General features: G+C 54.0%; 24 protein-coding genes. 15 read left to right on the top strand and 9 right to left on the bottom strand.

Annotation, left to right across the window (positions count from 1 at the left end):
* The first annotated feature begins 278 nt into the window (after positions 1 to 278).
* The 3 genes from K6123_RS18565 to K6123_RS18555 all read left to right on the top strand — a co-directional run bounded on the left by K6123_RS18565 (position 279) and on the right by K6123_RS18555 (position 2316).
* Positions 279 to 428 carry a hypothetical protein gene (locus tag K6123_RS18565; RefSeq protein ID WP_221800541.1) on the top strand — a complete coding sequence of 50 codons (150 nt, stop codon included), beginning with the start codon at positions 279 to 281 and terminating at the stop codon, positions 426 to 428.
* A 563-nt stretch (positions 429 to 991) separates the two neighbouring features.
* Positions 992 to 1876, top strand: coding sequence for an endonuclease/exonuclease/phosphatase family protein (locus tag K6123_RS18560; protein ID WP_221800540.1), 885 nt, complete (start codon positions 992 to 994; stop codon positions 1874 to 1876).
* A complete protein-coding gene (locus K6123_RS18555; protein WP_221800539.1) occupies positions 1876 to 2316 on the top strand; it encodes a hypothetical protein in 441 nt (146 codons plus the stop codon). Before K6123_RS18560 ends, K6123_RS18555 begins: the two co-directional genes overlap by 1 nt.
* A gap of 61 nt (positions 2317 to 2377) precedes the next feature.
* Here K6123_RS18555 and K6123_RS18550 read toward each other — a convergent pair whose 3' ends face one another.
* The 3 genes from K6123_RS18550 to K6123_RS18540 form a co-directional block, all read right to left on the bottom strand.
* Positions 2378 to 2731, bottom strand: a complete 354-nt coding sequence (locus K6123_RS18550) for a hypothetical protein (RefSeq protein WP_221800538.1) — start codon at positions 2729 to 2731, stop codon at positions 2378 to 2380.
* A gap of 15 nt (positions 2732 to 2746) precedes the next feature.
* Positions 2747 to 3718 carry a phage portal protein gene (locus K6123_RS18545; protein WP_221800537.1) on the bottom strand — a complete coding sequence of 324 codons (972 nt, stop codon included), beginning with the start codon at positions 3716 to 3718 and terminating at the stop codon, positions 2747 to 2749.
* A gap of 95 nt (positions 3719 to 3813) precedes the next feature.
* Complete coding sequence (locus K6123_RS18540; RefSeq protein WP_221800536.1) at positions 3814 to 5679, bottom strand: terminase large subunit domain-containing protein; 1866 nt, start codon at positions 5677 to 5679, stop codon at positions 3814 to 3816.
* A gap of 205 nt (positions 5680 to 5884) precedes the next feature.
* On the opposite strand from K6123_RS18540, the gene K6123_RS18535 reads away from it, so the two are divergent.
* The 12 genes from K6123_RS18535 (at position 5885) to K6123_RS18480 (ending at position 13475) form a co-directional block, all read left to right on the top strand.
* On the top strand, positions 5885 to 6718 hold the full coding sequence (locus K6123_RS18535) for a GPO family capsid scaffolding protein (protein ID WP_221800535.1): 834 nt from the start codon (positions 5885 to 5887) through the stop codon (positions 6716 to 6718).
* 49 nt (positions 6719 to 6767) lie between these two features.
* Entirely contained in the window at positions 6768 to 7781 is a 1014-nt protein-coding gene (locus tag K6123_RS18530) for a phage major capsid protein, P2 family (RefSeq protein ID WP_221800534.1), read from the top strand.
* A gap of 73 nt (positions 7782 to 7854) precedes the next feature.
* Complete coding sequence (gene gpM, locus K6123_RS18525) at positions 7855 to 8715, top strand: phage terminase small subunit (RefSeq protein WP_221800533.1); 861 nt, start codon at positions 7855 to 7857, stop codon at positions 8713 to 8715.
* Between the two features lie 113 nt (positions 8716 to 8828).
* Positions 8829 to 9290: a head completion/stabilization protein gene (locus K6123_RS18520; RefSeq protein WP_221800532.1), complete on the top strand. Its 462-nt coding sequence runs from the start codon at positions 8829 to 8831 to the stop codon at positions 9288 to 9290.
* A 10-nt stretch (positions 9291 to 9300) separates the two neighbouring features.
* Entirely contained in the window at positions 9301 to 9765 is a 465-nt protein-coding gene (locus tag K6123_RS18515) for a phage tail protein (protein ID WP_221800531.1), read from the top strand.
* Positions 9765 to 10463 (top strand): hypothetical protein, encoded by a 699-nt coding sequence (locus tag K6123_RS18510; protein WP_221800529.1) that lies wholly within the window; start codon positions 9765 to 9767, stop codon positions 10461 to 10463. The genes K6123_RS18515 and K6123_RS18510 overlap by 1 nt, the downstream gene beginning before the upstream one ends.
* Positions 10464 to 10488: 25 nt before the next feature.
* Positions 10489 to 11661 carry a DUF2586 domain-containing protein gene (locus tag K6123_RS18505; protein ID WP_221800527.1) on the top strand — a complete coding sequence of 391 codons (1173 nt, stop codon included), beginning with the start codon at positions 10489 to 10491 and terminating at the stop codon, positions 11659 to 11661.
* A gap of 4 nt (positions 11662 to 11665) precedes the next feature.
* Entirely contained in the window at positions 11666 to 12124 is a 459-nt protein-coding gene (locus K6123_RS18500) for a phage protein (protein ID WP_221800525.1), read from the top strand.
* Between the two features lie 40 nt (positions 12125 to 12164).
* Positions 12165 to 12632, top strand: coding sequence for a hypothetical protein (locus tag K6123_RS18495; RefSeq protein WP_221800522.1), 468 nt, complete (start codon positions 12165 to 12167; stop codon positions 12630 to 12632).
* Positions 12633 to 12643: 11 nt separating this feature from the next.
* Positions 12644 to 12874 (top strand): hypothetical protein, encoded by a 231-nt coding sequence (locus K6123_RS18490; RefSeq protein WP_221800520.1) that lies wholly within the window; start codon positions 12644 to 12646, stop codon positions 12872 to 12874.
* A gap of 10 nt (positions 12875 to 12884) precedes the next feature.
* Entirely contained in the window at positions 12885 to 13148 is a 264-nt protein-coding gene (locus K6123_RS18485) for a hypothetical protein (RefSeq protein ID WP_221800518.1), read from the top strand.
* A gap of 48 nt (positions 13149 to 13196) precedes the next feature.
* Positions 13197 to 13475 carry a putative phage tail assembly chaperone gene (locus K6123_RS18480; protein WP_221800516.1) on the top strand — a complete coding sequence of 93 codons (279 nt, stop codon included), beginning with the start codon at positions 13197 to 13199 and terminating at the stop codon, positions 13473 to 13475.
* An 86-nt stretch (positions 13476 to 13561) separates the two neighbouring features.
* On the opposite strand, the gene K6123_RS18475 is transcribed toward K6123_RS18480, so the two are convergent.
* Genes K6123_RS18475 through K6123_RS18450 form a run of 6 tightly spaced genes read right to left on the bottom strand, consistent with a single transcriptional unit; the run spans position 13562 to position 19477 of the window.
* Positions 13562 to 14035 carry a phage virion morphogenesis protein gene (locus tag K6123_RS18475; protein ID WP_221800514.1) on the bottom strand — a complete coding sequence of 158 codons (474 nt, stop codon included), beginning with the start codon at positions 14033 to 14035 and terminating at the stop codon, positions 13562 to 13564.
* A complete protein-coding gene (locus K6123_RS18470) occupies positions 14032 to 14244 on the bottom strand; it encodes a hypothetical protein (RefSeq protein ID WP_221800512.1) in 213 nt (70 codons plus the stop codon). Before K6123_RS18470 ends, K6123_RS18475 begins: the two co-directional genes overlap by 4 nt.
* Positions 14241 to 15665 (bottom strand): phage minor head protein, encoded by a 1425-nt coding sequence (locus tag K6123_RS18465; protein ID WP_221800510.1) that lies wholly within the window; start codon positions 15663 to 15665, stop codon positions 14241 to 14243. Before K6123_RS18465 ends, K6123_RS18470 begins: the two co-directional genes overlap by 4 nt.
* Complete coding sequence (locus K6123_RS18460) at positions 15658 to 17265, bottom strand: DUF935 domain-containing protein (RefSeq protein ID WP_221800508.1); 1608 nt, start codon at positions 17263 to 17265, stop codon at positions 15658 to 15660. The genes K6123_RS18465 and K6123_RS18460 overlap by 8 nt, the downstream gene beginning before the upstream one ends.
* Entirely contained in the window at positions 17262 to 18872 is a 1611-nt protein-coding gene (locus K6123_RS18455; RefSeq protein WP_221800506.1) for a hypothetical protein, read from the bottom strand. The genes K6123_RS18460 and K6123_RS18455 overlap by 4 nt, the downstream gene beginning before the upstream one ends.
* A complete protein-coding gene (locus K6123_RS18450) occupies positions 18869 to 19477 on the bottom strand; it encodes a phage protein Gp27 family protein (protein WP_221800504.1) in 609 nt (202 codons plus the stop codon). The genes K6123_RS18455 and K6123_RS18450 overlap by 4 nt, the downstream gene beginning before the upstream one ends.
* Position 19478: the final 1 nt, after the last annotated feature.

Genomic DNA, 19478 nt, shown 5'->3' with positions numbered 1-19478 from the left:
CACCCGTCGCTCATCAGCAGGCAATTGGTCAAACAAGTGGGATAACGTCATTTGTGCCGCCGCCGCTTTGGCGGGTATAACCGGTGCAGAAATAAGGCGATGAACAAAACCTGCTAGTCAAAAACAGATCAGAGAGAGTTGTAGCAACAGCAGCAGATTCTGACGGCAATCGTGGAAGAAGCGGAACCGCAAGCACCATCAAAATGACGAGTTCGTCTAGCGACAGGGGAACCATCAGCGCGGTAGTTTGGCGAAACATTAACAACGAGGGTCATTTTATGAACCTGCAAACAGAGATCGCTACCGCGTTGATTGGATTATTTAAAAACCTGATGGCAAGTAAGGCACCAGGGCAAGACCTGCTGCTAACGGATAGCGACGTATTGGGCCTGTTGTTCCTGTTGGATCTGGTAGAACAGAGGGTGTGATACAACACAAAAAAGCCCGGCGGTTGCCGGGCTTTTGTTTAAAAATCGAAGGTCATGTGCTTGCCAAGGCCATCAACCATCAGACTGCAGTGGACATAGACATACTGAAGGACTTCTGCATTGATCAGCATACCCCTGATGAGATTTGTTATATCTTTTTGTGCTTCCCGTCTCCGATCACTTTGACTCTCCTCCTCCAAGAGCAATGTACCAACAACAACTGTTTCTAGGTGTTCGATCTTAGTGAACCGGGAGGATTCTTTGATTGCTCGTCTTGCCTTTTGAGCTTCCGCTTGGCGTTGATCGTTTATGGGGCTTATGGAGTATGTGAGCTGGTAGTGATGACGCGGCATGTTACTCTCGACCATTGGTTTAATAATGAGTCATAGTGGCACGGCGGATTGGCCAGTAACAAGACGTTTTTTGGATTAGAGAGCAGAGTTTCAGGCTATGCTTAGTGGTTTCTTGTGTGCCGCGATTGGCTGATGGGTTGTGTAGCATTTGGAATTGATCGAAGATTCAGTTTTCATCGAGCTTGGTAGTAAGTGTGGAGTGCGTAAAGCATGGATGAATTGAAATTGGTCTGGTGGAATACAGCGCTAAGTCCAGCGGCCAGTACTGAGCCATCAGAAGATGAATATGCATTTGTATGTCGTACGATTGAATATTTTATCAAAGATCAATGCGCAGACTTTATAGCTCTGTGTGAGATAAATGATGATGCATATGATTATATCTGTTCGGTTTGTAAATTTGATGGATATCGGTTCGTTTCTGGGGTGAATAAAGTTGGCCAAACGAATTTTGATTTGATGTATATAATCAATGTCAGCAAGGTAGATGATTTTGCTTTTGAGAATGTTGTTTATGTTAAGAATAATAGAACCAAGAAAATAGCTCAAAAAATTGCTATAAAAGTTTGTGGCTTTGAAGTTCCTTTAGTTATATTTGCATCTCATTGGCCATCAAAAATAAGGGGCGGTGAAAATGGTAATGATAGATATGAATATGCTATGAACTTGCAAGTGGAGGCTCATGATGTTTTTAAAAACTCAAAAGATGGTACCCCGTATGTTATTTTGATGGGGGACTATAATGATGATCCATTTTCGGCATGTATCTTTGATGGTTTGATGGCAACTAGGGATCGAGAGCTAGTCTTGAAGAGAGATGAACTGCTATACAATCCATATTGGAGGATAATGTCAGATTTACCTCATTATGAAAGGGTTATGGGTAGCTATTACTACAAAAGCGGTGCGTTAACTAGGTGGCATGTGTTTGATCAGGTTATCTTTTCAAAAGCCTTTCTTCAAAATGGTGATTGGATCTATTGTGATGGCTCGACTCTTATAATGGATATTCCGGCAATGACTGACGTAGTTTTAAGCTCTAAACATAAATTTGATCACATGCCTTTATCGGTAAGAATTAAGAGGGATATGTAATGGCTGACTTTAAATCATTTCTTGATATTGGGCTTTCAAAAGCTGATAAGGCTGCTGAAAATATTAAAGAAATTCACGCAGTTCTGGATGACTTGAACCGGCAGATTAAGGAAGCTACTACCGGAACAGTTTCTATTGGAATAACGCAAGGCACAAAGGAAAAGGATATGTTTCAGGTGATTATATCACAAGGTATTGGTTCTAGATATATAAACACAACTTTCTTGAGTGCATTTAATGATGAAGTTGGTACAGAAAAGGAATTGGCAGAGTTTAAAATATCGGATGATGGATATCCGTGCAAAATATCAATTGGTGAAATAACGAAGTCATACCAGGATAAGGAATCATTAATAGAAGGGTTGGAGGAATTATTATCAACAACCAGAGTTGGGAAAGCTATTCGAGAAGTAATGCTAAGCGATGATAAAGACGATTGAATAGTTTTTTCTGGCTGCTGGATCACATTACCAGCAGCTTGGAGGGAACGAACGGAGGAAGTTAGACGCGGGCTGACAAATCAGCAACCAGTGCCCGACGTTCATCCGCGGGCAACTGGTCAAACAGGTGGGATAATGTCATTTGTGCCGCCGCCGCTTTGGCACTGATCCAGTGGCCGAAGCAAATATCAAACGTGGCCGATTCGCCAGCATGGTCACATTCATGGTTCTGGCAACGCGCATACACCGTATTCACGGTATCAGTAACTGACGCACGGCTATAAACAGTCATGGCCTTCTGGCAGCTTGGGCATTTGATTCGCATATCAGAAACCTGTTCGATTTGGCGGGCGGGAATTGTACTGGTGTCGTCCGACAAATCATAACCGTATTTGGTAAGAAATTCAGCATTCATGCGGGGTCGCGTCCTTTATTGGGTGGTGTCAACACCGGCATTAAAGTCAAAATCAAAGGCTATAAAGCCAAGCTGGTCGTTAATATCCTGGAACGGCTGAACGTGGGCGCGGGTTTCGTTCTGGCGGTAAAACCGCTGAATCTTATCGATATCACCAAAACCGCCGGTATTCTCCGGCGCCATCCCAGCCAGCGCAGGCTGCATACCGTGCGCAATAAGAATATCCTGTTTGCTGATATTCTTGATTTTCTCGAAATCATCCTTCTGACCAATATCACCAACAGGGATAAGTTTCACGGCCTCTTTATCTCCGCCGGGAATGTTCAGATACATCGAACGGAAGTTACCCGGTCCCTTGCTGTTAGCCACTGCCGTTTTGATTTTTTCTTCCAGGTCTTTGTCCATGTTGGCGCTATTGGTGTACAGGATGTAGCCCATGTGCGAGCCGTTTTTGTAATAGCGACGGCGGAACAGTGTGGCATCACTGTTTAAAAACACATCATGCAAGGCGCCGATCCAGGGCGGCACCCCGTAAATGCCCTGGCCGGTGTCGTAGTGCAGCGCCATAACCACTTCACCGGGCTGGAATTCAATCGTGTCCAGCCCATCATAACGCAGCAGAAAAAACCGGCCATTACGGCCACGGCGCATATTCAGCGCGGGCAAGTGCGTTAATGCCAGCACCTGGCCAAAGCGGTTGCGAACAACCTGGGCGAAGCAGTAGCCGAATGTCTCCAGGTCGCGCATCACCTTGATAAACTCGCCCAATTTCATGGCGCTGGCGTCTGGCTTAAAACAGATAGCAGCTTGCTGCACTTTAAAATTGATACAGCGGCGGTGGTGCGCATTGGCGCGGCCGAGTTTATCCAGCCCGCCGGGGCTTATCGGTGGCGTGTAATACTGGCCGTTGTCGTAGTAATACACGCCCAGAATATCTTCCAGCCCGTTGATAATCGGCTCGGGGTCGCCAAAGGTGAAGGCAATCACGCCATCACTGATAGAGCCTGCCGCAGTTTCTGGCGCGTTTTCAGTACTAGTGGTGTGTTGGCTGGTGTTTGGTGTAGCGGTAGCGTCAGAAGTCATCAAGCGGCCTCACTCAGTGCGCAGGTAGTTTGTCGGCGGCTGCCATCGGTAGAAGTCAGGGGTTCGTATTGCAGGGCGTGCATAATTGCCCAGGCCACATCGGCGTGGCCTATGTTCTTGTCGCGGCTGGCCACGTAGGTAATCCCGTTGGCGGTGGCCTGGCGTTTAATCGCCATAAAGGCCATGGGAATGTCGGCGTGTTCGCCATCCCACTGCACCCGGTTGTCTTTGATCATTGACTGGGCTTTCAGCACCAGCCGGTTTTTAACCTCCACCGAATAGTGCAGCGGTACCGCCGCCGGGTAATGTTCCTGCACCGCCTCGAATACACCAGAGCCTGGGCCAGTCACATCAATGGCCACAAACACGGTATTGAACTGGTCAATAAGCTCTTTCACCGTGCGTGCCTGGAACGCCCAGTTTTCATTCAGCATGGTGACACGCTTCAATAGCGTGAATTTGCCACCCTTCTTCAGCGGTACAGCAAGCACCACAACTTCAGCGCTATCGCGTGATCGGCTGGGGTCGTATCCGATCACTACAGGCCGTTCACCATACGGGCGAACATCGTCGGGCTTATACCCGGGCCAGCGCGAATCATTGGCCGCACAGCGCAGCAGCTGATCCAGCACAAAGGCGCTGTTTTTATCGTCGATAAAGTGGCACTCATAGAGCTGCTTGAATGACTCGTCGTCGTTCTCCAGCATCAGATCGTGCAGGTCGAACAGATCACAGCCACCGGCCATGGCATCGTGAATGCTGATTACTTTGCGATAGAAGCCATCATTGGCTGCCACACCACGGCGCAGCGATTTGGCATCTGGCATCACAAAGTCAGGCAGGGTGGGATCTTTTTCGCGCTTCTTCAGATAGCGCGCACCGCTCCAAATCTGATAGGCATCATGCGACTGGGTAGACGGCGTGCTGAAATAGGTTTTGCGGTAGTGTTTGTGAGAGGCAATTGCCCCGGCCAGTTTTTCCAGCTTCTCAAAATCCCGAATCCAGAACACCTCATCCAGATACACATCACCCGACGGACCCTGAGCCGTGTTGCTATTGGTGCTTAAAAACCAGAACGTCACCGGGCCGTGGTCGGTTTGAATCGTGACCTCATCACCGCCCTTTATCTCAACGCCAAACCACTGCATGGCAAACGCCAGAATGTACCGCTTGAACAGCCGCGACTGGGATTTACTGGCTGACAGAAATGCTTTGTTTCGGCCTTCAATAAGCGCCAGCGCGAACGCCTCGCGGGCGCAGTAGAATGTCCAGCCGATCTGCCTGGACTTCAGATAAAACCGGCGCCGCAGCTTGTTGTTTTTATCCGCCAGAACCTTGTCGAATTCATCCAGCTGATAACCAAACATGCCTTCACGAAAATGGCCCAGCACTTCATCACGGCCAATGCCACGAAAATCATTTTTCAGGCGGCGGCCTTTGCGCGGATTTCTTTCAGTGTCATCGGTGGACGGTGGCGGCTGTTTTTCAAGAGCTTCAAGCGGCAAGCGCACCTGGACCTGGTGGGCAGCCTCAAGGATAGGGCCAGCCTGGCCATCCGGTACCTGAGCAGCAATGCGGCCCTGTTGTTTCTGATACTTGAACAGCGAACCCTGCAGGCTTTCCAGCTCGTTCAACTGGGTCGGCGTCATATCATCAGAGCGATTCAACAGCGCCAGAATCCGCCGCTTGTAGGCTTCTTCAATGTCATCGGTCTGAACCAGGTCAGACCAGTTATATTTTTCTTCCCAGTCATACAGCGTGCGCCGTGGAATCTTGGTTTCTTTCGATATTTCAGGGATACGCCAGCCACGGCAATACAAACCACGGCAGTGGGCTTTCATATCATCAGAATAGGGTTTTGCCATACGGCACCAATAAGCAGCGGTGAATAACAGGTAATAACCGCAGTGTATGGGCCGGGATGAATAAAAACGCGGGTAATGATTTTATAAAGACCTATATAAAACAAAATAGAAAAAACGCGAATTTTTGCCGCTCAAAATACTGGGTTTATATCGCTAGGCTTGCCATATCGAAAACGATTAACAGAGATATGGCGGGGATATGTGAATGCTTTTAACGGATTGGCTGGTTATTGGAACAGCAGGCGCCACGATTGATGGGCGTGATATTCCAGAAGATTGGTTAACCGCAGCGGCTGAACAATACGACCTCGACGTATATACCGCCGTGATCAACTCCGACCACCTGCTGGAATGGTACGGCAGCTTTGGCACCGTGCAGCAAGTGCGCACCGGAAAAAGTAAAGACGGCAAGACGACCCTGGAAGCCCGGATCAATCCCAACCGCCGCCTGGTGGAAATGAACGGCACTGGACAGAAGCTGTTTTTCAGCATGGAAATCATTCCCGAATTTGCCGACACCGGCCGCGCTTATCTGGCCGGTCTGGCCGTCACCGATCAGCCAGCCAGCCTGGGCACCAGTGCAATGAAGTTCAGCGCCAATAAGGCAGCCATGTTCAGCACCGCCACCCCGTTGGACCTACACCTGGACAGGCGAGACGACCAGGAACCGGGCTGGTTCAAAAAATACCTTCCGTTTTTCAAAGGCACCAACCACACGCCAGAACCACAGGACGACGAAACCATGACCCCGGAACAACTGAACCAGATTACCGACGCCATCAAGGCCCAGGGCGAGCAATTCACCAACGCACTGGCCGCGCTGAAACCGGCCGAAGGCCAACAGCCGCCAACTGAACCGGCCACACCGCCAGCAGGTGAACAATTCAGCCTGGGCGACGTTATGAAAAAGCTGGAAGGCATCGAAAGCAAAACCACCGAACTGGAAACCCAGTTTGCCACGCTGAAGCAAACCCCGGTGGGCGGCACCAACACCCCGGACCACACCGGCGGCAACGACGACACCCGCGACGTTTATTAACAGCCAGACACTGACCGCCGGGCCATTCATTCAGAATTAAGGAATCACAATGCAAAACGCCACCCGACAGCTTTACACCCAGCACCTGAATGATCTGGCCCGCACCTATGGCGTGCCAGACGTAACCAAAGCGTTTGATATTTCAACCCCCATCGAAACCAAGATCCGCAAGGCCATTCAGGAAAGCATCGAATTCCTGAGCCTGATCACCATGCGCACCACCGACAAACTCAAAGGCCAGGCCCTGAGCGTCGCGGTTAATGGTGGCGGAGCAAAGCGCACCAACACCGCCAACGGCCCGCGTAAAGGCCGCGTATTGGGTGGCCCGGATGGCACCAACTGGGAACTGGCATTCACCGAATTTGACGTGGCTGTGCCCTACGAACTGCTGGACACCTGGGCCAGTGAACCCCAGTTCTATCAGTTCCTGATGCAAGCGGTTTGGCAGTCAATCGGCCTGGATAAGATGACGATTGGTTTTTACGGCACCAGTGTTGCGGCTGAATCCGACATTGCCACCAACACCCTGATGGAAGACGTGAACATTGGCTGGCTGCACAAGCTAGCCACGGAAAACAGCAGCAACTACCTGACCCAATCCGGTGCCACCGCGGACCAGGTGAGCATTGGTGCGGCCGGTGATTACAAAAACCTCGATCAAATGGTGGCCGACGTGTTTAACGGCATTCCGGTGCACCGTCGCACCGGTAACGAGGTGGCAATTGTTGGCCATGACCTGGTGGCGGATGACATCAACAAGGTGTTGGCAATCCATGGCCAAACCCCAACGGAAAAACAGGTGCAACTGGTTCGACTGTCCAAGTCCTACGGGACGCTGCCATCCATCGTAGTGCCGAAGTTCCCCGGCATGGGCGTCATGGTGACTGACCTGAAGAACCTGCAGCTGATCAGCCAGAAATCCGGCATGCGCCGCACCGAGCGCGACGAACCGGATTACAACCAGATCACCAGCTACATCAGCGACAACGACGCCTACGCCATCGGCGACCTGAGCGCTATTGCTGCCGTCAACGCTGACAACGTGGTGTTCAAGGAATCCTGACTCTGACCGGCCCCGGTAACGGGGCCACAAGAATTCCCCTTAACCAGTAACCAGTACAACAGGAACAAACACCATGAGCACCCCATACCGCCGCCACCAGGAACGTGTGCGCCAGCAGCAGCAAGCGGAAGCAGCCCGTGCCGCCATTGCCGAAAAGCGCGCACCAGAACCACTGGCCGACGTAGCCGCCACCATGGCCGCTATCGATGTGAATCTGGATGCCGATCTGGCCCGCATCAGCAACACGCCACAGCCAGCGCGTGCCGCCCTGAAAGCGGATCTGCTCAAGGGTTACATGCCATCCGTGCGCAAGTACCTGGACGCAGACGAGGTGTACGCCAACCAGGCGCTGGTTATGTGCATGATCTGGGGTTTTGACCTGCTGGAAGAACAGCACCCGGCGGGTGACATCGTGGCCACCATGGAGCTGGCCACCGCAGCAGTGGAACAGGGTCAGAAAATGCCGCAACGCTTCAACCGCGACCTGCCGACGTTTGTTGCGGATGCCGTGCGCTTGTGGGCAGAGCAGCAAATCAAACTGGGCCATAGCCCGGAACCGGCATTCAGCCAGGTATTTGCCAAGCTGGAACACTGGCCGGTACCCAAGCCGGTGCTGATGAAATACCACAAGGTCGCCGCCAACATCGCACTGGATGCCAGCGACTGGGAACGGGCTTATACGTTGCTGCTGAAGGCGGATTTATTGAGCACGCCAAAACACCCGGCCAAGGTCAGCACCAAGCTGGCACTGGCCAAAAAAGAACTGGAAAAGCAGGGAAAAGCCCTGCCCAGCGTCCAGCGCCAAGGCGCTGACACACCGGCACAAGACGCGCCGGAAATGAAGGACCAAAGCACGGACGACAGCGACATGGACGAAAAGGGAAATGCCGCGAGTGGCACGGACGCCACCACCGAACAACCGGCCACTGAATAACAGGGGCCGGGCACGACTCCCGCACCACCGAACGGCCCCGGCGGGCCGTCAGCTTGGGCAGAGGCCTGACTGATCCAGCCGGTTAGCCGTTCCCTAATTTTAACGAGGCAGGCATGAACTGTTCATTTGCACCCGATCCAGCCCAGCAACGCGACCCGGCAGACATCCCAAACGCCGCGTTTTGGCCTGCCCTGAACATGACCACCTTTTGCGACCAGTACGCCATCGACGCGGCACTGGATAACGCCATGATCCGCAATGCCCTGATGATTGCCGCCGCTGCTACCAACCGCCGCCTGGCAACCTGGCAATCGCAACAGGTCGCCGCCGGATTCAGCACCTTGGCCGACGACCAGCTGGGTGGTGCCGACATCCTGCCGCAGCTGTATCTGGCCGCCGCCTACAACACCGCAAAAGCAGACCTGGTTCGCCGGTCCATCAGCACCGGCCGCCGCGAAGATGCCGAGGCTGCCGCCCGCGAAGCCACCGACCTGGCAGACCACTATCAGGCCCAGGCCACAGCAGCACTGGCAGAGATTCAGAACCAGAGCGCTACCGGCGTCTGGCTGATCTGAGAGGTCAAACATGCAAACACTCAACAGCCTGCACGCCATGATCCTGGAGCACAAAGCCGCACTGGGCATTAACCACCAGAGCGTGGACGTGTTCATGGAACGCGGACGCCTGGAGCGTGGCAGCCACAAGGAAGACGAACGAGGGCTGCACTATCTGGATTTTCGTTATTCGCTGGCGCTGGCCATCGAAAACATGCATGCCGACCGTGCTGCACCACTACTGATCTGGCTGCACCAGTGGGTGGGTGGTCTGGATAACCGCGCCGATCTGGCAGAACCAGACATCGTGGTAACAAACACCAGCAGCAAACTGGCAGACGTAGAAATGACGCTGGAAGTACGCGACGGAATTTACCTGGCGCGTGATCCAGCCGGAGAAATTAACGCGCTGGGCGAGCAGTGGACACTGGGCACCCACACCATGGACGTGGCCGAGGAATTCAGCATCAGCGGTGCTATCAAGGGGGCCATCTGATGACGGCATTACGCATCGACCTGGCCGGTGACAAGCGACTGAAAAAGCAGCTCAAGGCATTACAGCCGGGGCCACGCCAGCGCGCCCGCTTTCACCGCACCACTGCGCGCCGGGTGATTGCCAGTGCCAAGGCCAATATCAAGTCCCAGCACACCGTGGGCGGCCAGCCAATGGCCAAACGCAAGCGCGGTACCCACCCGGTATTGCGAAAGCTGACAGCCGGGCAGCGCCTGAAAGCATTCACAGGCCCAAAACGTGGGGTAGTGACGTGGCAGTCCAACAGAGCCGGGAAGATTGCCCGCGCCCAGCAAGACGGCCACACCGAGCGCAAAACCGCCTCGCAGGCAGCCCGCGAAGGTAAGCGAAGGGGCGAACCTGACTACTCAGCACCGGCCACGCTGGCACAGGCAAAAGCCTTGATAGCCGCTGGGTACCGCCGTCCAACAGGCCAATACAAGAGCGGGGCCAAAGCAGGGAAAAGCAAGACCAGAAAGGTCAGCGCCAAACGCATCACAGAAACCATGACTGTGGGGCAAGCCAGTCGGATTCTGCGCATTCTGCGCGGCAAGGCATCCGTGAAAGCCTGGGACATTGAAATACCCGCCCGCCCGTTTTTCGGCCTCAGCAGCGCCGACGTGGTAGAGCTGAAACGCCAGTACATCAACGACATTTTGAACGACACCAGGCGCGCCGCCTGATACAGACACAACCGGAGCAGAGCACATGCCAGCACCCAGTATTTCAATCATCCAGCAGAATCTGAACCAGGGCGGCAATTCGGACGTAGAGCGACGCCCGTTGTTTATTGGTCTGAATCAGGAAAATGCCAACGACGCCGCCACCGTGACAGACGCCGGAGCCGTGCACACCATCGGCAAAACCACCGACCTGGACGCCATCCTGGGCGCCGCAGACAGCAACCTGAAAACCCAGATCGAAGCCGCCCGCGCCAACGTCGGCAGCACCTGGACCGCATATGTTGTACCGCTGTACAGCGCACTGGGTACCGGTGACATCGGCGTACCATTCAGCGATTGGGACGTTGCGCTGGAGCTGGCATTGGGACAGCCCAACAACATCAAGCCTGAATTGGTCGCGCTGACTGACGAAGTGGGAACCGACGATCTGGAAGACATGCAACTGGCAGCTGATAACGCCGCCGCCACCTGGGCAAAGTTGATTACGATCCATGCACCAGTAGCTGGAAACGACGGCAGTCAGACATGGGCCGATTACATCACTGCCACCAAGGCCATCAACGCGGGCGTGCTGTTTGACCGCGTGCATCTGGTACCGCAGCTGCACACTACCAACCTGGGCGCCGTGATTGGCCGCTTGACCACTGAGACCGCCAGCATTGCCGACAGCCCAATGCGGGTAAAAACCGGTGTCGTACTGGGCCTGCAAGACGCTCCCTTAGACGCCGATGGTGTTGCGCTGGAGTTGGATCACATCAAGGAGCTGTCAGAGGCGCGCTTTTCTGTGCCGTACTGGTACCCGGACCTTACTGGCATGTACTGGTGCGACCATATGAGCCTGGACGACCTGACCGGGGACTATTCGGTTTATGAAAACCGCCGCGTGGTGGACTACACCGCCCGCCGTATCCGCCCATTAATGGTGGGCGACGTGGCCAACCGGGCGCTGAACCGCAGCGCCAGTTCCACCGCCTACCACGTCCAGAAATACAGCCAGCCAATCAAGGACGCTGCTAAAGGCAAAGTGATTGGCGGCGAACCAGTAGCCGGGCTGGTACAGCCACCGGTTGATGGTGACGTGGTGATCACCTGGGACAGCTCAACAGAAGTGGTGCTGGCCTTCACCGTAGCCCCCAAAGACAGCCCCAAAAAACTGACCGGCTACATCACGCTGGACCTGAACCGAGTAGAGGCATAACCCCATGAACCGCATTAACGGTAAATCCTTCGACATCCGCCTGATGGGTTTCATGCTGCATGTTGAGAGCTTCACCCTGTCCATTGAAGACAACACCACTGTGGCCAAAAACAAGGGCGTACCAGATGGCACCCTGGCGGGCGACGTGGCCGCATCCGGTGAAATCACGCTGGACATTGCCAACTTCAACCTGTTGACCGCTGCTGCAGCGGAGGCGGGTTCATGGCGTGGTATTCCAGAATTCTCGATTGACGCCTACGCCATTGGCGAAAACAGCCGGGCACAAGAGGCCATGCATGTACACGCCCACGGCTGCAAGTTGCGGGTATCCGATCTGCTCAACATCGACCCTAACAGCAGCGATAAGAGCACCGTCACATTGCCGTATGACGTGACATCACCGGACTTTGTGCTGATCAACGGCGTGTCTTACGTCGATTCCGACGAATTCGAGCGCCTGTAAATCAGCCCGCAGAACCGCCATTAACAACGGAGACACCACCATGACAGCCGTATCCATTCAAGCCATCGCGCTGGCCGTGCGCGCCACTATCGAACAGGCGCTGGCACGCTACCACTTGCCAGACACCGAAGCAGCAGTGCGCCTGCTGCTGATGATTGCTGCCCACGAATCTGGCGCCTTTATATATGTGCGCCAGAAAGGCGGCCCGGCGCTGGGACTGTTCCAGATGGAGCCGCCGACATATCAGTTTTGCATCGACTATCTGACCCGCAGCGGACGCTTTAAAACCATGCCGCTGGGCTACGGGCCACAACGGCTGGTTACGGACAGCGTACTGGCCGCTGGTATGGCCCGCGTTTACCTGTACAGCAAACCGGAACCGTTGCCAGACGCCGACGATCTGGCAGGGCTGGCCAGTTATGCCAAACGCCATTGGAACAGCGAACTGGGCGCGGCCACCGAAGCTGACTACCTGGACGCCTATCTGGCGGTCTATGGGCCAGCATAGGGGACCGCAGCATGATCACAAAATTACTGGGAACCCTGACCTGGAAACTGTTTGCGGATGCCATCAGCGCACTGATTGGCCGCATAGGCTGGCAGATCATCATTGAACGTATGGTCACGCGGATTGTAGTCGCTGGCCTGCGCCAGCTGGAGAGCATGACCAGCAACCGGCTGGTGACAGAAACCGTGGACGACATCATCAAACAGCTGCAAGCGGATGGCCTGAAAAAAGCCAACGAATAGGGAAAGCACAATGCCAGAAATGACACCGGCGGAGCTGTCCGACCTGATGGAGCGGGCCGCCGAAAAAGGCACCAACACCGCCCTGACACGGCTGGGCTTCGACGTGGAAAACCACCTGGAAGCCCAAAAAGATCAGGCGTTTGTGCGCAGCCAACGCAAGGCCAGCGAACAAATCAGCACCGTCACCAGGCGCACACTGATAGGCCTGGTAATCACCGGGCTGGTCAGTTTGCTGGTTGTCGGCATTCAGCACGGCATTACACCCAAGCCCTGACAGCAACGACTGATCGGGCAACCCAACACAACACAGGAAACCAACACCATGGCAGCAACAGCAACCACCGGCAAAAAAGACATCACCCTGACAGTGGCCGAAACCGATCTGCGCTTTAGCGTCGGCCTGACCGAATTCAACGCTTTCCAGAACGAGTTTTTGCCCACCAACAAGGTGGCACCAAGCCACAACTTTCTGGTGCGCAGTATTCACCCGGACGACAAGGAAACATTAACCGCCTGGCTGGATCAGGGGCTGGCGTTTGAACTGGCCAACGCAGTGGCCGAACAGTTCAAGCTGAACACCTCTGAAATAAACCATCACTGATCTATGCAATATTTGTGGGATTCATTGGGTGATTCGGGGAAATATCGGGAACAATTTTGCAATTGAATTGCAGAATGTGAAAACGCTCAGATCACCAAGTAACTACCAACAATCTGAACGATTTCCTGCTCATCTTCATTGGAAATACCCAAGTAAGGGCGAGCTGGAATTTTTTTCCCGGGGATCATGCTTTGTGATGATGTGGTTCCGCCAAAATGTTGCATCGCCGCATACCTAAGCGGCGAGCCAACCAGCAACTCGTCACCATTCACCTGGTAGGTAATCGTCGTTTGTAATTCTCGGGTTTTGCCAGTCAGCGGTTTTTTGTTCAACGCTTTCGCTGTACCAAATTCACGGAAATAGAAGTCGAGTGTGGTTTGGGTATTGGCCTGCCACGGATTGCCGTCTGGATCTGTGGCATTCTGGAATCGTTGCTTGGTCGAGTCGACCAGAGTTTCGCCGATCAACAACAGCATGGGCTCAGGATCTGAGGCTTTTGCGAACAGCTCCTGCAGAACTGTCAGCACCTTCTCGCTGTTGTTTTCGACTGTAATCTTCATTGCGGTGTCAGCGGGTCATCCATCTTGCGCTGCATGTGCGCAATCTGTTCTGGCGTCATGTCAGCTTCACGGGTCGTAATCTCAGCAACGAACTTGCGGCTACGCTGCAGCATTTGACGAGTTTCAGCCTGCCACTGCTCAAAAGAGATGCCTTCTTCTTTGGCAATAGCCTGTTGTTCTTCGACTGGCAAATCCAATACAGATGTCATGGTACCTCCTTCATAACGATAGTTTCGATTCCAGCGTCATCAGTGAAACGATCAATCACTCTGAACCTGGTCGGAGAATTAAACAGCACTTCTCGCTCTGACTCCCCGTAGACACTGATCCAGCCCAGGCGCTTGCCACTCTTGCCGTAAAAAACCAGCCGGTGAGGCCCTGAAAAAACATCCGCCCCGTAACTCGTACTGGTGAACTCCTTCAGAGTCAGCACTTTATTGACCTTATGTTTGGCCAATACAGCAGCTGGCAGTGTTGTGCGTCTGAATGTTTCTCCGTCGTGGTTTGGCAGCTTTCGCAACGCCGATCGCAAAACGGAAATCAGGCCGGACGTCGCTGAGTCCTTTTTATCAACACCGCGCAACTGGCTGTTTATGTCCAGATAGTAGTGGTCAGTATACGCCCGTAGCGCGATCATTTCTGCCTCTGTCAGGCCGTATTCCGTCCCCTTGGTGGAGATTAACGGCTGACTCAGCGCCTCTTTATATTTGCTCACGTCATTCGGATGGAGCGCTTTGCTAACCTGGTTCATCTGCCGCGTGGCTTTCGCTTTAGCAGCGCGCTTGGCGCGGGCTTCGGGCGATACGGGCTTTTTGATTTTGCTGGCCTTGGCTCCCAACTCCTGCGAGACGTCGTCTGCAAACGCTTGAGCCACCGGCTGTGGCAGTTTGGCAGTCTTGCTGGTCACAAAGCCCTGTAGTTCATCCAAAACGGTAGCACCGGGCTGATAGCCCCAGCCCATATCAATACCAGGTGCGGTACCGGTTCGCTCATCGATAGTGTCCCAACCGTCCGGTGGCACTGTATCAGCACCGTCAGGCGGCTTTCGTTTGGCTGTCACATAGCAATGACAGCCCCAACCATTGGGCGGATAGTGAGCCGCCCAAAACGGATGGTCATGGCGCAGCGTCAGCTGAATCTGGCCCCAGTGGTAATGATGTGGCCTGGGATGCAAGACGTTATCGTTATGGCGGTAGGTCCAGTACGGTGCAACCTCCAGCAGCTTAGGATTTTTCAGCTGTGCCAACCGACCTGATGCATAGCTGGTCAGCATGTTGGTCTTATAGATAGTGCGTGTTCGCCAGTTGCGTTCGCCTTTGTATGCCCAGCCATGTTTTTCGACGATCTTGTCGAAGTCCTTTCTGAACCCCTCCAAACCGCCGTCATGTTGTTTTAACCGTTGGTCGATTGATGCTGCCAGATCCGCCAACAGGTCCGCTTTCATGGCTCCGGCAACCGTAAACGCGCGGTCATGGGCGTTATGCAGCATATCCGTCCACTGAGCCGTGGTTACCAGATTGCCCAAGCGCAGCTCTAAGGCTCGGAGCTGCTCCTTAAACTCCAGTTGAACCTGATCCTGGCTTCTGCCGGTAACATCCAACGCCGCGCTGGTCGGCTCCTTTTTAGCCATCGGCTTGGCCGTCCGCGTCCACTTCGTCGTTCACATCAGCGCGGCCTTGAGCATCGGCGACACTAAACGCCAGCTCCATGACGGCGGCCATACTGGTTGCATCCAGATCGTGATAGCTATCCAGAATCGTGTCGCGCAGCTGTTCCAAATCCTCGGCGTCGTCGACCATTCTTCGCAGTTGTTCGATCCATTCCCGCATCGGATCGGCAGCTCCTTGTTGCAGCCGTTCGGTCATCGCGTCCGTTTTTGCGGCGCTGTGCTCGTGTGGGTGATCGCCCTCTGCAAAATCCTGACCCTCATCAACAGCAGCTGTTTTTACCGGATCAGTGGCTGCATCAGCTGCTTTTGTATCCGGTGTTGGAGTCGGTGTGGCTGCATCAGCTGCTTTTGTATCCGGTGTTGGAGTCGGTTCGGCAGGCTCATCTTCAAAATCGTCTTCCTGCAGGTTGTAGGCCCGCATCCAATACTTCTTGGAGAACTTCACACCAGCGGTAGTCAGCTTCCCGTCACGATCTGCCTGGCTCGCATCGCCTTCCTGAGACTCCCAAAGCTCCAGTTTCGGTACCGGACCGCTGATGCCGTTGGCATACATAATCCAATCAATCAGCTGATTTGCCGTGCTCTCAACCAGTCGGGCATCGCTATCGCGCAGATCGTCAGCTACTTCCAAACCTGCTTTGGCGCTGGCCTGAGTAGCACTGGCTTCCGTGGTCTGGTTTTGGCCCAGTAGCGCGATATTGATTTCAGACCGGCACCACATCAGCAATTTTTCATACGCTTCTGCAGCACCTGCTTTTGCTGCAGCCTCCACGATCTCCACACTGGAATCATCCGGCACGACTGCGATCGCATCCTGAATCATGCTTTCCAGATCCATGGCCAGCTCGGCTTTAACATTGCCATTGGTGTTGCGAGGCACTTTGCCAATCAGCCAGGGGGTGCCGTACTTCTCGGCGAACTGAACCCAAAACCGCATCCCGCCTTTCTTGAATGTCGCGGGCCAGAACACCATCGCCAGATCCGCCGTACCCCACGGGTTTTGGTACGTGGCATTGTTGCGCGGAAGCAGGAATTTACGCGGTGGCAGGGCTTCGCCTTCCAGCATATTGTCTCGACTTTTGAAGCGCAGCTCGTTATCCGTGCTGAACACAAACCATTCCGGCGGCTTGGCCACCAGATCCGCCGGAGCCGTCCAGCGCTGACCTTTACCCCATAAAATCTCGATTGGCTGATAACCATACAGAGTGGCTTCCAGCACATCCCGAATCAGCTGATCCATATCCAGATCATCCAGAATCGCCTTGATGTTCCTCTCGGTGCGGGCATTGGCCTGGCCACGATCCAGCCCCCATTCCAGAGCGGTTACCGCCGCTTTTCGGCGGCGCACACCGGCACCCACCGCCGCATCGCCCAGCAAGTCGCGGTAAATCTCAACGCTCTTGCCCTTAGCCCTCAGAATCGGGTCAGGGTTGGGCAAATAGCTGCCCAGTGCCATGAAATCAGGCGAACGGTCACGAGTGACGATATGGTCAGTAAAATTGCCTTTTTCGGCGAACTGAACGAACTGATCGGGTGTTACCCAGATGCCGTTATTGCTCATGAGTAACCCTCAAACATCGAATTGAATTGGCGTGGGCGACGGGTGACCACTTCAACAGGGCCTTTATTCACTTCAATTGACGCGTAAATGGCCAGGGCCAACGCTGGTGCAAAGTCCCCATGGCGGTAGGTGTCCGGGTCTTTCAGATCCTTACGGCGAGCCCGGGCCACCATCGGAATACCGTCTACTTCCTCAATGGCGCGCAGGTCGTTGGCAAGATCCTGATCCTTGGGAATCTGAATCGTGCCGTCTTCAAATTGCTGGATCAGTTTAGGCATCCAGGCCCCATACCAGGCGCGCGAGAATTTCACTTCATCCACTCGCTGACGGCCGTAACGGTCTGCGGTGTACTCAGCCAGTGTTTCACCGTTACCACCGGCGTCCATGGCACCGCCCACCCAACGCGGCAAGGCATCAATCACATGCCACAGAATCTGCTCTTGCTGTCGGGTTGGAACCTTGTGCATTTCCAGCACGAAGGGGCAATAACGGTGACGGCCAGGCTCAATAGCCAGTGGAGCAACAATGGAATAGTCGCGGTGACGGGCGAAGTCCATCCCGTATACGTGCAGATGTTCAGGAGTACAGGTGGCCAGAACCGGGGCCAGATAGCGTCTGATCCAATCTTCCACCCAGGCTTCCCGGTCGGGCACCGGCTTCATGGCGAAGTCTTCCGCTAATGCCAGACGAACCACTTGGCGTGGTGGCTGCTCCGGCATGGCATTATCAATCCAGATACCAGGCATACTGGTGCCAGTACCATCGCGTGGAATGGCGTCCAGTTCCTCACGCATCATGGCCTTACGTGGGCCGTAGGCATTACGAATGGTTGCATACCATTGCTGCTTGGCTTCCAGCGTGGGCTGTTCGCCTTTCATCATACAGACCCGCTCAAATAGGCCATTGGTGACAGCGTCGTCAAATGTGCAGCTGTAGACGGTTGCGCTGTCACCATAACGCCCGTCCTGAATGTCCTTGATCAACTGATTGAACGGATTGCTAACGCCATTGTGAGTACTGATGATCGACACCCGACCACCCCAAATCAGCAGAGCCGTTGCAGCATCAATCACCGCCTGGACATTACGGTGAAACGCCGCTTCGTCGATGATTACCTTGCCTTGCAAACCACGAATGTTGGCCGGGTTACTGGATAGCGCGACGATCTGATAACCAGAAGCGTAACGAATGCGGTAGCTGGTGATGTGCCTGGTGGTGCCGTCTTCCTGCTGATCTTCAAACAGGAACTCTTCGATCTGCGACATACCACCGGCCTGAGCCTGGGCAATCACCTTCGAGAACTTGGCGCAGTAGCCAATAAACTCCAGTCCCTTTTCCTTGGTATCACCGATGTAAAACACGTTCATGCCGCCAGCACTTTTGCGGCTGGCGGCCGTGATTGGGCTATCGAGACCTTCAGCAAAGGTAATGCCGGTCCGGCGTCCTTTTGAACAGGTTTTAATTGGTGTTTGAATACGCAGCCAATCGACCTGGTGTTGCATTAACACGCCATCTGCCATGGGGTCGAAGTCTGCGGGAATATCACGGGCGCGGGCGGGTAATTCTTCCCACTCAACACAGCGGATGGTGTCGGCCAACGGCTTCATACGCCCAGCACCTTATTCCGCCAAAAATCCACCTGAGCTTCATCCAGCCCTTGGGCGCGAGCTGCTTCTTCGGCATTGGATGCCGCTTCCTCCAGCGCTTCTTTTCGGGCTTGCTCCTTGATTTTGGTGTCACGATTAGTGGTGTCAGAAACGGCTTTCTCCAGTTTCTCCTGGGCAACAGACAGCTCTTTGGTCATACCGATCAACTTGGCCAGCTGCTTATCATCAAAATCAGCATCTGGGTCCATGCTCTTGTCGAACATCTGTTTCATCAGCTGCTTAACCGCAATGATCAGACGGAAAATAACGTCCCGGATACTCTCTGATGTCATCAGCGCGATGTCAGTCTGGGCCGCCGCGCCGAACTTATCGACGAACATAGCCGCAATTTCGCGGCTCTCACGCATAGATTCGCCGATCTCATCGAATGAAAGTTTGTACCGGTTGACAGCACTTTTGCTGACGGGATCTTCACCACGCTCTTCAAGAATCGCGTTGATACGAGCCGTCGCTTCGAGCTGGTTTACGCGCGGATCACGCAGCAGTTCGTGGAGCCGTTCCAGAATGTCTGGTGCCAGTTGTTTGATGCTGCTTTGGCGGCCCATA

This window comes from Oceanobacter mangrovi (genome assembly GCF_019740315.1).
Classification (GTDB): Bacteria; Pseudomonadota; Gammaproteobacteria; order Pseudomonadales; family Oceanobacteraceae; genus Oceanobacter; species Oceanobacter mangrovi.
Note: the sequence above shows the minus strand (reverse complement) of the source record. Positions and strands in the feature narration are given on the sequence as shown.

Excerpts from the sequence above, each read along its gene's own strand:
- K6123_RS18500 (WP_221800525.1), top strand. The coding sequence starts at position 11,666 with ATGAACCGCATTAACGGTAAATCCTTCGACATCCGCCTGATGGGTTTC.
- K6123_RS18475 (WP_221800514.1), bottom strand. The coding sequence starts at position 14,035 with ATGAAGATTACAGTCGAAAACAACAGCGAGAAGGTGCTGACAGTTCTG.
- K6123_RS18555 (WP_221800539.1), top strand. The coding sequence starts at position 1,876 with ATGGCTGACTTTAAATCATTTCTTGATATTGGGCTTTCAAAAGCTGAT.
- K6123_RS18505 (WP_221800527.1), top strand. The coding sequence starts at position 10,489 with ATGCCAGCACCCAGTATTTCAATCATCCAGCAGAATCTGAACCAGGGC.
- K6123_RS18470 (WP_221800512.1), bottom strand. The coding sequence starts at position 14,244 with ATGACATCTGTATTGGATTTGCCAGTCGAAGAACAACAGGCTATTGCC.
- K6123_RS18540 (WP_221800536.1), bottom strand. The coding sequence starts at position 5,679 with ATGGCAAAACCCTATTCTGATGATATGAAAGCCCACTGCCGTGGTTTG.
- K6123_RS18560 (WP_221800540.1), top strand. The coding sequence starts at position 992 with ATGGATGAATTGAAATTGGTCTGGTGGAATACAGCGCTAAGTCCAGCG.
- K6123_RS18565 (WP_221800541.1), top strand. The coding sequence starts at position 279 with ATGAACCTGCAAACAGAGATCGCTACCGCGTTGATTGGATTATTTAAA.
- K6123_RS18495 (WP_221800522.1), top strand. The coding sequence starts at position 12,165 with ATGACAGCCGTATCCATTCAAGCCATCGCGCTGGCCGTGCGCGCCACT.
- K6123_RS18510 (WP_221800529.1), top strand. The coding sequence starts at position 9,765 with ATGACGGCATTACGCATCGACCTGGCCGGTGACAAGCGACTGAAAAAG.
- K6123_RS18455 (WP_221800506.1), bottom strand. The coding sequence starts at position 18,872 with ATGAAGCCGTTGGCCGACACCATCCGCTGTGTTGAGTGGGAAGAATTA.
- K6123_RS18480 (WP_221800516.1), top strand. The coding sequence starts at position 13,197 with ATGGCAGCAACAGCAACCACCGGCAAAAAAGACATCACCCTGACAGTG.
- K6123_RS18550 (WP_221800538.1), bottom strand. The coding sequence starts at position 2,731 with ATGAATGCTGAATTTCTTACCAAATACGGTTATGATTTGTCGGACGAC.
- K6123_RS18450 (WP_221800504.1), bottom strand. The coding sequence starts at position 19,477 with ATGGGCCGCCAAAGCAGCATCAAACAACTGGCACCAGACATTCTGGAA.
- K6123_RS18515 (WP_221800531.1), top strand. The coding sequence starts at position 9,301 with ATGCAAACACTCAACAGCCTGCACGCCATGATCCTGGAGCACAAAGCC.
- K6123_RS18485 (WP_221800518.1), top strand. The coding sequence starts at position 12,885 with ATGCCAGAAATGACACCGGCGGAGCTGTCCGACCTGATGGAGCGGGCC.
- K6123_RS18490 (WP_221800520.1), top strand. The coding sequence starts at position 12,644 with ATGATCACAAAATTACTGGGAACCCTGACCTGGAAACTGTTTGCGGAT.
- K6123_RS18530 (WP_221800534.1), top strand. The coding sequence starts at position 6,768 with ATGCAAAACGCCACCCGACAGCTTTACACCCAGCACCTGAATGATCTG.
- gpM (WP_221800533.1), top strand. The coding sequence starts at position 7,855 with ATGAGCACCCCATACCGCCGCCACCAGGAACGTGTGCGCCAGCAGCAG.
- K6123_RS18465 (WP_221800510.1), bottom strand. The coding sequence starts at position 15,665 with ATGGCTAAAAAGGAGCCGACCAGCGCGGCGTTGGATGTTACCGGCAGA.
- K6123_RS18535 (WP_221800535.1), top strand. The coding sequence starts at position 5,885 with ATGCTTTTAACGGATTGGCTGGTTATTGGAACAGCAGGCGCCACGATT.
- K6123_RS18520 (WP_221800532.1), top strand. The coding sequence starts at position 8,829 with ATGAACTGTTCATTTGCACCCGATCCAGCCCAGCAACGCGACCCGGCA.
- K6123_RS18460 (WP_221800508.1), bottom strand. The coding sequence starts at position 17,265 with ATGAGCAATAACGGCATCTGGGTAACACCCGATCAGTTCGTTCAGTTC.